This is a genomic window from Acinetobacter sp. WU_MDCI_Abxb74 (genome assembly GCF_025513915.1).
GTDB lineage: Bacteria > Pseudomonadota > Gammaproteobacteria > Pseudomonadales > Moraxellaceae > Acinetobacter > Acinetobacter calcoaceticus_C.
This window is the reverse complement of sequence record NZ_JAHPRP010000008.1, coordinates 58,867-69,709: the sequence shown is the minus strand read 5'-3', so window position 1 is coordinate 69,709 and position 10,843 is coordinate 58,867. Positions and strand designations below refer to the sequence as shown.

8 protein-coding genes are annotated in these 10,843 nt (G+C 41.5%); 2 read left to right on the top strand and 6 right to left on the bottom strand.

What is annotated here, in order from left to right; all coding sequences use genetic code 11:
• Positions 1–9: 9 nt before the first annotated feature.
• Both prpB and KTH84_RS13795 read right to left on the bottom strand, forming a co-directional pair.
• Positions 10–894, bottom strand: a complete 885-nt coding sequence (prpB, locus tag KTH84_RS13800; RefSeq protein ID WP_042898382.1) for a methylisocitrate lyase — start codon at positions 892–894, stop codon at positions 10–12.
• Positions 887–1,597, bottom strand: coding sequence for a GntR family transcriptional regulator (locus KTH84_RS13795; protein ID WP_003655709.1), 711 nt, complete (start codon positions 1,595–1,597; stop codon positions 887–889). Before KTH84_RS13795 ends, prpB begins: the two co-directional genes overlap by 8 nt.
• 515 nt (positions 1,598–2,112) lie before the next feature.
• Between KTH84_RS13795 and KTH84_RS13790 the strand changes: the two genes are divergently transcribed.
• Positions 2,113–3,327 carry an aromatic amino acid transaminase gene (locus tag KTH84_RS13790; RefSeq protein ID WP_133975978.1) on the top strand — a complete coding sequence of 405 codons (1,215 nt, stop codon included), beginning with the start codon at positions 2,113–2,115 and terminating at the stop codon, positions 3,325–3,327.
• Positions 3,328–3,377: 50 nt separating this feature from the next.
• Here the strand turns inward: KTH84_RS13790 and dld are convergent, their stop codons facing one another.
• The 4 genes from dld to lldP all read right to left on the bottom strand — a co-directional run bounded on the left by dld (position 3,378) and on the right by lldP (position 9,087).
• Positions 3,378–5,084, bottom strand: a complete 1,707-nt coding sequence (gene dld, locus KTH84_RS13785) for a D-lactate dehydrogenase (RefSeq protein WP_262473637.1) — start codon at positions 5,082–5,084, stop codon at positions 3,378–3,380.
• A 421-nt stretch (positions 5,085–5,505) separates the two neighbouring features.
• Positions 5,506–6,651, bottom strand: a complete 1,146-nt coding sequence (gene lldD, locus KTH84_RS13780; RefSeq protein ID WP_262473636.1) for an FMN-dependent L-lactate dehydrogenase LldD — start codon at positions 6,649–6,651, stop codon at positions 5,506–5,508.
• Positions 6,648–7,400, bottom strand: a complete 753-nt coding sequence (gene lldR, locus KTH84_RS13775; protein ID WP_262473634.1) for a transcriptional regulator LldR — start codon at positions 7,398–7,400, stop codon at positions 6,648–6,650. The genes lldD and lldR overlap by 4 nt, the downstream gene beginning before the upstream one ends.
• A 19-nt stretch (positions 7,401–7,419) precedes the next feature.
• Positions 7,420–9,087 carry an L-lactate permease gene (lldP, locus tag KTH84_RS13770; protein WP_202743565.1) on the bottom strand — a complete coding sequence of 556 codons (1,668 nt, stop codon included), beginning with the start codon at positions 9,085–9,087 and terminating at the stop codon, positions 7,420–7,422.
• Positions 9,088–9,461: 374 nt separating this feature from the next.
• On the opposite strand from lldP, the gene KTH84_RS13765 reads away from it, so the two are divergent.
• Complete coding sequence (locus tag KTH84_RS13765; RefSeq protein WP_262473632.1) at positions 9,462–10,832, top strand: phosphomannomutase CpsG; 1,371 nt, start codon at positions 9,462–9,464, stop codon at positions 10,830–10,832.
• The last annotated feature ends 11 nt before the right edge of the window (positions 10,833–10,843 follow it).

The following is a 10,843-nucleotide window of genomic DNA, read 5'->3' as shown; positions in this document are numbered from 1 at the left end:
TTTCACTTCTTATTTCTTTTTAGCAAATGCGTTGTCTAAGTAGTCTTCAAACGCATAGTAATTAATGCGTTCATATAACTCTTTACGCGTTTGCATAATATCAACCACGTTCTTTTGCGTGCCTTCTTTACGCAAGGTTTCATACACAGTTTCGGCAGCTTTGTTCATAGCACGGAAAGCAGAAAGTGGATAAAGTGCAAGGCTTACATCTGCAGATGCTAACTCTTCAGTGGTAAACAGTGGTGTAGAACCAAACTCGGTAATGTTTGCCAAAATTGGTGCGCCAGTTGTTTGAGCAAATTGCTTATACATATCAAGCTCGGTAATTGCTTCAGGGAACAACATGTCAGCACCAGCTTCAATGTAAGCACCCGCACGGTCAATTGCAGCTTGTAAACCATCTACAGCCAATGCATCAGTACGGGCCATAATCACGAAGCTGTCATCACCACGCGCATCAACCGCAGCTTTAATACGGTCAACCATTTCTTCTTGAGTCACAATGGCTTTGTTCGGACGGTGACCACAACGTTTTGCGCCCACTTGGTCTTCAATATGCATTGCCGCAGCACCAAACTTGATGAGTGCTTTTGTGGTACGCGCAATGTTAAATGCAGAAGCACCAAAACCTGTGTCCGCATCGACCAATAATGGAAGATCGCATACATCGGTAATACGGCGTACATCTGTCAACACATCGTCAAGGTTACTGATTCCTAAATCAGGCAAGCCTAAAGAACCAGCTGCTACACCACCACCTGATAAGTAAATCGCTTTATAACCTGCACGTTTTGCCAAAAGTGCATGATTGGCATTAATAGTTCCAACCACTTGTAATGGCTTTTCTTGGGCTACGGCTTCGCGAAATAGCTGACCTGCGGATTGTTTAGCCATTGTTATGTTCTCCTTGTGCTTGTAGCAGTGTTTGCTCAATAATTTTGTAAGAAGCATTAATATGTCGATGCATGAGCAGCTCGGCAAGTTCACCATCGCCTTCTGCAATTGCATCTAAAATACGGATATGTTCGTCCCAAGCTTTGCTCGGACGATCGGGTGTGTTTGAAAACTGAATTCGGTACATACGGATGAGGTGATAAAGCTCATCACACAACATTTTTTCTAGGGTTTTATTGCCACTACTTTTAATAATGCAGTAGTGAAAATCGTCCTGCCCTTCTTGCAAGTAATATCCTTTACCTGCTTTAAAATTTTCATCTTCAGCATGCATACGCAATACATCGCGTAGCGCCAAAATTTGCTTTTTATCAATATGCTGTGCAGCAAGTTTACAAGCCAAACCTTCTAAAGACGCACGAATCTGGTAAAGCTCTTTAAACTGTTGCAGCGATAGCGAAACCACACGCGCACCCACATGTGCAGTGCGCTCAACTAATTTTTGACCTTCAAGACGATGAATTGCTTCACGCAAAGGTCCACGGCTAATGCCATAAGTCCGTGCCAGTTCAGGTTCAGATATTTTGCTACCTGCCGGAATTTGACCCAAAACAATAGCCGTCTGTATTTGTTTAAATACATTCTCGGTCAGTGTTCTACCCTGACTTTGTAGAGGCTCTGGTGCGAAGGTCAAATCTTGCATATTGTCGACAATTTTTAATCAATTATGGCTTTTATAGCGTTATGACTGAAAAAAATCAAGGTGATTGTTGACACTTTAGAGAACGCACTAGGTCAATTGTGCTCAATAAAGTACTTTATTTGCCATAAATTCAGATTATCTCACTTCTCCTTGTTAATACTTATAAAACAAATGGTTATTTACATATTTTCATAAATACGGAAGAGATTTATATCTAGATTAAATAGAGATATTTGTCCCTTCAAACTTTAGTCTACAACCCATGTATGACAGCAAGATTGTAGACAATCCGATTGAATACGATTTTTATGGATAAATTAGTATCTATTTACCGTAATTTCATTTAATCCGTTTTTATTATTTATTTGCCAGAAAATATCAATATTAATGAAATTATCAGGTGCTTCACGGTAGCTTTATTGATACATTATTGAGCATCGACATAGAAGTAATGCATTTTTCGAGACAGAAAAAGCTTAACTCTATGCATATTGTTGAATGAAAGGACTTTTTTGATGTTTCAACATATCCCCCCATACGCAGGCGACCCAATTTTATCTTTAATGGAACAGTTCAATGCTGATACTCGTTCTGAAAAAGTAAACTTGAGTATTGGTCTTTACTATAACGAAGACAGTATTGTTCCTCAGTTAGAGACCATTATCGAGGCGCAAAAGCGTATTGAGCCTAAGAACGGTAAGACTAAACTTTATTTGCCAATGGAAGGCTTCAAACCTTACCGTGAAGCAATTCAAGCACTTTTATTTGGTGCAAACAGCCCAGCAGTTAAAGCTGGCCGTGCTGTAACCATCCAAACGCTTGGTGGTTCAGGTGCATTGAAAGTTGGTGCTGACTTCTTAAAAACCTATTTCCCAAATTCAGACGTTTGGGTAAGCCAACCAACTTGGGATAACCACGTTGCAATTTTTAATGGCGCTGGCATTAAGACTCATTTCTACCCATATTTCGATAACGAAACTCGTGGTGTAGATTTTGACGGCATGTTGTCTACGCTTAAAACGTTGTCTGAGCAAAGCATTGTGTTGTTGCACCCATGCTGCCACAACCCAACGGGTGCTGACCTAAACCCAGCGCAATGGGATCAAGTGATAGCGGTATTAAAAGATCGTAACCTTATTCCATTCCTAGACATCGCTTACCAAGGTTTTGGCGATGGTATGGAAGAAGATGCGTATGCTATCCGTGCTTTAGACCAAGCGGGTTTAAACTTCATTGTGAGCAACTCGTTCTCTAAAATCTTCTCTTTATATGGCGAGCGTGTTGGCGGCTTAACTTTCGTATGTGACGATGCAGAAGCTGCTCAGTGCACATTCGGTCAGTTAAAAGCGACTGTACGCCGTATTTATTCTAGCCCTCCTACAACAGGTGCTTGGTTAGTTGATGAAGTGTTAAATGACGCTGAACTTAACCAACAATGGCAAGGTGAAGTGAAAGAGATGCGTGAGCGTATTATCAAAATGCGTAGCATCTTAAAAGACGAACTCACTAAAGCATTACCAGAGCTTGACTTTAGCTACCTTGTAAACCAAAAAGGTATGTTTAGCTACACAGGTTTAACTGCTGAGCAAGTTGATATCTTGCGTGAAGAATATGCAATCTACTTAGTACGTAGTGGTCGTATTTGTGTGGCAGGTTTAAACATGAACAATGTTTACACCGTTGCAAAAGCAGTTGCTGAAGTGCTTGCTAAATCAACAGCAGCAGCATAAAACAGCTTTAAAAGAAAAGGCGCTTCGGCGTCTTTTTTTATATATCGATATTAGAATTTCCTTTTGCTCCAATACTTCAGTTTTGATGTGTGTCCAATACCCACATTAAAGCTATTGGTTGGGTCGAGTTTTTGGTAAAAGTTCGCTAAAGCAGGTTTAGCAATGTAAAGATGCCCAACATTATGCTCTGCTGGGTACTCAGCACGGCGTGCATCAAGCAGTTTCCACATTTGGTGTTCCATTTCTAATGGATCATTACCCTTTTTGAGAATATAGTCCTGATGGAAAACATGACAAAAGAAATGTCCATAATAGAGTTTATGGAGGATGTTCTTTTCCATCTCGGCTGGCAGTTGCTCTACCCATTCACGGTCATTACGACGTAACGCAATATCCAGCGCGACAATATCTTCAACTTCACTACGGTGTGTATCGCGATAACGAATTGCAGCTCCCGCAATTGCAAAGCGGTGTAAGAAAGCCTTTCGCCCTTCCTCTTCGCTACATACGAAATAGCTACCTGACGGATGCACTGCAAAATATTCTTTAAAAAATTGCTCAGTCTGTGTTTTCGAATTATTTTCAACGCGTAAGACTAAATGATGCTCATAACGGTCTCGATATTCCGTCATACGCTTAGGCAAATGGCTTGGTAAAAAGAAAGTAATGGCCTGTAAAACATGATCAGTTAAGCCTTTAATTTTAAATTTTTCTAAAAAGCCATCAACTTTATCTTTCATGGCGAAGGCTTTTGGAACATTGGCTGTACCGAATTTCTCAATGAACAAAAAGGTGTCTTTTCCGTACTTTTCACCAATCAGATAAGCATCGCGGTGAATATATTCGCCTGCAATTGGTAAGCTTGGCAGTGAGGTCAGTAAATAACGGCGAATAGCTGTTAAATCATCTGCATTATTACTACCAATATAAAAAACATTGCTCTCTACTTTTTCATAAGTATCAAGGCGTACCGCAAACACACAGACTTTACCCGCCGAACCAGATGCTTCAAACAAACGTGATGGGTCAGCATTAAAACGTGCTGGTGAATCTTCATCGACTTGAGTCACATCATGTGCATAACGATGGTCCGAGGCCTGCTTTTCACCATCATCTAAAACATCTACAGCTTGGTATTGTTGTTTCTCTAATCGGGTCAAAATTTCTTCGGGTGTTGAGCCTAAATTCACACCCAAATGGTTCACCAGTTCTAATTGACCAGCAGCGTTAACCTGAGCATAGAGCGCCAGTTCCGTATACGCAGGACCACGACGTACCAATGCGCCGCCAGAGTTGTTACACACACCACCGAGTACTGATGCGCCAATACAAGATGAACCAATCACCGAATGCGGTTCACGGTCATAGCCTTTTAAAATTTGCTCTAGATTATCTAAAGTCGCACCCGGTAAACAAATGACTTGCTTACCGTCATGAATAACTTGAATACCCTTTAAACGGCGTGTGCTCATGACCAAAACAGGACGGTCATAATCATCGCCATATGGGGTTGAACCACCAGTGAGTCCCGTATTCGCCGCCTGCATAATCACCACACAATCTGCATCAATTGCAGCTTGTAACACCTGCCATTGCTCTAGCAATGTTCCCGGCACCACCACAGCCAGCACTTTCCCCTCACCAAAACGACGACCTTGGCGGTATTGACGTGTGCTTTGATCATCGGTCAGAACATGCGAGCGCCCTACAATATTCTGTAAACGTTCAATCACTGCTTGAGGAGAAAATATTCGCATGATGGTTTCCTTTTGGTCATCCATTTATCAAATTAGACCAACACGACAGAGTCTTACTGTTTATAAGTAATAAGCTACTTACAGAACCTGTTCGCTGTATTCATTTTTCAAGTTATATTGCAAAAACAATACTTTGCTCATACTACGCAGGCTGTAAGTGACGCTTAGCACCAGCGACTAATCTCTAGGTGTTAGATTTAATTCAAATTGGCTACGCGTTAACGCTATTCACAACCTGCCCGAATTCTAAAAATTACTGTTTTTGCAATTACTTTGATTGGTGAAAAACAGAGAACAGGTTTTGTGAATAGAAAAGTTTTTGGTTACTTTTTTAAAAAAGTAACGTCAATTAGCTACTTACATTAAAATTTTTCCGATAAGACTCCGTCGTGTCGATATCATCAAAGTTAATACGAAAATGTTAGAACTTCATCGCCTGTACTAAACAATCCGCATTAATATCCGAAATCGACTTAGCACCTGTCAGCGTCATCGCAACACGCATTTCCTTATCAATCAAATCAAGCAAGTTCGACACCCCTTGCCCACCTGCTGCTGCCAAGGCATACACAAATGCACGACCAAGTAACACCGTGTCCGCACCGAGCGCTAACATACGCACCACATCTAAACCATTACGAATGCCTGAGTCAGCCAAAATGGCCAAATCACCTTTGACTGCATCCGCAATCGCAGGCAATGCACGAGCAGAAGACATCACGCCATCTAACTGACGACCACCATGGTTCGACACCACAATGCCATCAGCACCAAAACGTACAGCATCTTTAGCATCTTCTGGGTCTAAAATGCCCTTAATTACCATTGGGCCATCCCAAAATTCACGGATCCACTCAAGGTCTTTCCATGAAATCGATGGGTCAAAGTTCGAACCCAACCAGCCAATATAATCTTCAAGTCCAGTTGGTTTACCTAAATATTTAGAAATATTACCTAAGTCGTGCGGACGGCCCATTAAGCCGACATTCCATGCCCAATGTGGATGAAACATTGACTGCACATAACGGCGCATAGCCGCATTAGACCCACTCATTCCCGAATGGGCATCACGATAACGCGCACCCGGCACAGGCATATCTACAGTAAACACCAGTGTTGAGCAGCCTGCTGCTTTAGCACGTTCCAAAGCATTACGCATAAAACCACGGTCACGTAATACATAAAGCTGGAACCACATTGGACGGCTGATTGCAGGTGCCACTTCTTCAATCGGACAAACAGAAACCGTTGAAAGCGTAAATGGAATACCCTTTTTATCGGCTGCCATCGCGGCCTGAACTTCACCGCGGCGCGCATACATGCCTGTTAAACCGACAGGTGCCAAAGCAACTGGCATTGACAAAGTTTCATTAAACAGTTTTGTCTCTAAACTTAAAGCTGACATGTCATTCAGCACACGTTGACGCAATGCAATTTCTGACAAATCTTGTACGTTGCGCTTTAATGTATATTCCGAATACGCTCCACCATCAATGTAATGAAATAAAAATGGAGGTAAGCGACGCTGTGCCGCAGCACGGTAATCATTGCCAGAAGAAATAATCATTTTAAATCAACTCTATTTAAACGGTTTGCACGTTTCTGGCGAGCTTCATCTTCATCCAGAGAACGCACATGATTAATCACAAATTCAATATGACCGCAGACAGCTTGGCGTGCGGCCTCGGGATCTTTACGATCGATCGCATCCATAACCTGAAAATGATGTTCACTCAGCAAGTCACCATTTATCGGATCGTTATAGACTTTTTTACGTCCCAACAAGACGTTGTATTGCAGCAAATCGAACAAGCTGCGCATCATTTGAATCAGCACTACATTATGCGAAGCCTCAGCAATAGCTAAATGAAATTCGGCATCTGCAACCGCCGCCTGCGCTGAGTCACCCGCATTCTGGTGGCGACTAATTTCATTAAAATAATGATGAATTTTGGCGCGATCTTCAGGTGTTGAGCGCAATGCGGCATACCATGCCGTGCCCCCCTCGAGTAATAGCCGCGCCTCTTGTACATCAAAACGGTAAAGCGGATCTTCTTCCATCAAGTTGCTAATTGGATTCACAATGAGTTGCTGTGGCCACTGTTCAGGCAACTGTTGAATGTAAGTCCCATCTCCACGGCGGCTAATGAGTACCCCTTGACTGTTAAGCTGCTGAATCGCTTCACGCAAAGATGGACGAGAAACTCCTAAGCTAGTTGCAAGCTGGCGTTCGGCAGGTAAACGGTCACCTTTTTTCATGTGACGCTCTTCAATTAATGCCTGCAATTTCATGACCACTTGATCGGAGATTCTCATCACTTTTCCTTCACTGAAGTTACGGAATCATCCACGGAACCAGATAAGCCTGAACCGTAATAATGATGCCAACAAAGACAGTGAATATGATGCTATGTTTTACCGTGAAACGGAACAAGTCAGATTCTTTTCCAACCAAGCCTACTGCTGCACAAGCAATCGCAATTGACTGTGGAGAAATCATCTTACCTGTCACACCACCACTGGTATTCGCTGCTACAAGCAATACTTCTGGAATACCAATCTGCTGAGCAGTAGTTGCTTGTAATGCGGAGAACAAAGCATTTGAAGATGTATCTGACCCCGTCAGGAACACACCAAGCCAACCCAAAAATGGTGAGAAGAAAGTAAAAGCATGACCCGTATGCGATAGAGCCAAAGCTAAAGTTGCAGATAAACCTGAATAGTTCGCAATAAAAGCAAAAGACAACACCATACCAATGGAGTAAATCGGTGTTTTTAACTCATTTAGTGTTTCACCAAAGGTCGTTACGGCCTCACTCGCTTTCATTTTCAAGAAAATAGCGGTGATGATTGCAGCAATAAAAATTGCAGTACCTGTCGCAGAGAACCAGTCAAACTTATAAATCGCTTCATATGGTTTCATCTCTGACACAATCGGCGGCATTTTTTCGACCAATTTATGCAAATAAGGCACTTCAAGTTTAAAAATTAAATGTTCCAGTGCGCCATCTTTTGCAAACAATGCTTTAAATGGCTTAACACTCCAGATCGTCACCATGACCGTTAAGATGGCAAATGGAGACCACGCCTTAACAATTTTCCCAATACTATAACGCTGAATCGTTGTAGGTTGCTGAGTTAGCGTTTGGCCAGCTTCAGGTTCAAAACGGAAAATATGTTTTGGTTTCCAGAAACGGAACAACACAGTCAGGCTGACCAATGAAGCAATTGCCGCCGTAATATCAGGTAATTCAGGACCAATAAAGTTAGATGTTAGATATTGTGCAATCGCAAAAGCGCCACCACCAACCACTACAGCAGGCCAAGTTTCTTTAACGCCACGCCAGCCATCCATAATGGCCATGATCCAGAACAGCACAATTAGCGTTAAAAACGGCAACTGACGTCCAACCATCTGGCTAATTTCCATGGTATCTACACCAGAAACCTGCCCCGCCACAATAATTGGAATACCCATCGCACCAAAAGCAACTGGCGCAGTATTCACAATCAAACATAAACCGGCAGCGTAAAGTGGTTTAAAACCTAAACCGACGAGCAGTGCAGCGGTAATTGCGACAGGAGCACCAAAACCGGCAGCTCCCTCCAGGAAAGTACCAAAAGCAAAGCCAACCAATAACATTTGTAACCGCTGATCTTCGGTAATTGACAAAATGCTTGAGCGAATCACCTCAAACTGGCCTGTTTTCACCGAAATTTTATATAGAAAGACTGCCCCAATAATGATCCATGAAATCGGCCATAAACCGTAGAAGAAACCATAAATAATGGATGCAAAGGCCATTTGCCCCGGCATTTGATAGAAAAAGAGAGCGATCAACAATGCAATAATGACTGTGCCCGTACCCGCAATACTGCCTTTTAAACGAAAAACCGCCAAGGCCAAAAAGAAGAAAATAATCGGGATTAATGCAACTGCACTGGACAGCCAAATATTATTTAAAGGGTCATAAAGTTGTTGCCACATATTGAGCATTGTCATCTCCTTGAAATGCTGGGGCGAATTTTTTGTACCTTAAAATTTTAAACATTTAACACAATTGGTATTACCAATTAAAATTTAAGTGCAAATGTTATTCCTTAAACCGCAGATCGCATCATAAACACGAGTATTAACAAGATCAACCACTAAATAATCAATATAATTGGTATGACCAATAGTGCCAAGTAAAATCAAGCTATTTCTAATTTATAAATTTTATTGTTAGACTAAAGTCGTAAAAAATATCTTATAAATTTAGATCTGATCTACAGAAATAAAGCGTAAAACTTGAATATAAAAACTATAAACATAACCATTAATTGAGAAATGTATAATAATGCTCAAAACTCAAATCATTTGTATTGAACTGAATAATGACTACTTTAACGTGTTTTAAAGCCTATGATATCCGAGGCAAACTCGGCACCGAATTGAATGAAGAAATCGCCTATAAAATTGGCCGCGCTTACGGACAAATCTATAAACCAAAGACTGTGGTTGTAGGTTGTGATATTCGTCTAAGCAGTGAGGCTTTAAAACAAGCGACCATCCACGGTTTAAATGATGCGGGTGTGAATGTTCTTGATTTGGGCATGACTGGTACTGAAGAAGTTTACTTCGCCGCTTTCCATTTAGATGTACAAGGTGGTATTGAAGTTACCGCTAGTCATAACCCAATGGACTATAACGGTATGAAACTGGTACGAGAAAATGCTCGTCCAATTAGTGCCGATACAGGTTTAAAAGAAATTCAAGCTTTAGCAGAAACGAATCAATTTGAAGAAGTTAGCCAAAAAGGCACTACTCAAAGTTATAACATCTTGCCTGAATTTGTTGAACATTTACTCACTTATATTGAACCAGCAAAAATCCGCCCATTAAAATTAGTGGTAAATGCGGGTAATGGTGCAGCTGGTCACGTCATTGATGCCATTGAAGAAAAATTTAAAGCGCTTAACGTACCTGTTGAATTTATCAAAATTCACCATGAAGCAGACGGTACTTTCCCAAATGGTATTCCCAACCCAATTTTAATTGAAAATCGTGACAGTACCCGAAATGCTGTAATCGAGCATAAAGCAGACATGGGGATCGCTTGGGATGGCGACTTTGACCGCTGTTTCTTGTTTGATGAAAAAGGTGAGTTTATTGAAGGCTATTACATTGTTGGTTTACTAGCTCAAGCGTTCTTGATTAAACAGTCTGGTGAAAAAATTGTTCATGACCCACGTTTGGTTTGGAACACCTTTGATATTGTCGATAAATACAACGGCATTGCTGTACAGTCAAAATCTGGTCATGCTTTTATTAAAGATGTGATGCGTGAACACAATGCCGTATATGGTGGCGAAATGAGCGCTCATCACTACTTCCGTGACTTTGCTTACTGCGACAGCGGCATGATCCCTTGGTTACTCACAGTTGCTCTACTCTCTGAGACTCAGCAATCTCTTTCAACGCTGGTTGAAAATATGATTACCAAGTTCCCTTGTAGCGGTGAAATCAACTTTAAAGTGGAAAGCACACAAACTACTATTCAAAAGATTTTTGATTACTACGCAGAACAGCAACCGCAAATTGACCGTACCGATGGTGTAAGTCTGGACTTTGGCGCATGGCGTTTTAATGTACGTGCGTCAAACACTGAACCGTTGTTACGTCTCAATATTGAAAGCCGTGCAGACCGTCAAGCCCACCCTATACAACATTATGTAGATGAATTGACAGGATTGATTCAGAACTAATCCATAATAAA

Coding starts and splice junctions, on each gene's coding strand:
- dld (WP_262473637.1), bottom strand. CDS start 5,084: ATGCGAATATTTTCTCCTCAAGCAGTGATTGAACGTTTACAGAATATT.
- lldD (WP_262473636.1), bottom strand. CDS start 6,651: ATGATTATTTCTTCTGGCAATGATTACCGTGCTGCGGCACAGCGTCGC.
- KTH84_RS13795 (WP_003655709.1), bottom strand. CDS start 1,597: ATGCAAGATTTGACCTTCGCACCAGAGCCTCTACAAAGTCAGGGTAGA.
- KTH84_RS13765 (WP_262473632.1), top strand. CDS start 9,462: ATGACTACTTTAACGTGTTTTAAAGCCTATGATATCCGAGGCAAACTC.
- KTH84_RS13790 (WP_133975978.1), top strand. CDS start 2,113: ATGTTTCAACATATCCCCCCATACGCAGGCGACCCAATTTTATCTTTA.
- lldR (WP_262473634.1), bottom strand. CDS start 7,400: ATGAGAATCTCCGATCAAGTGGTCATGAAATTGCAGGCATTAATTGAA.
- lldP (WP_202743565.1), bottom strand. CDS start 9,087: ATGACAATGCTCAATATGTGGCAACAACTTTATGACCCTTTAAATAAT.
- prpB (WP_042898382.1), bottom strand. CDS start 894: ATGGCTAAACAATCCGCAGGTCAGCTATTTCGCGAAGCCGTAGCCCAA.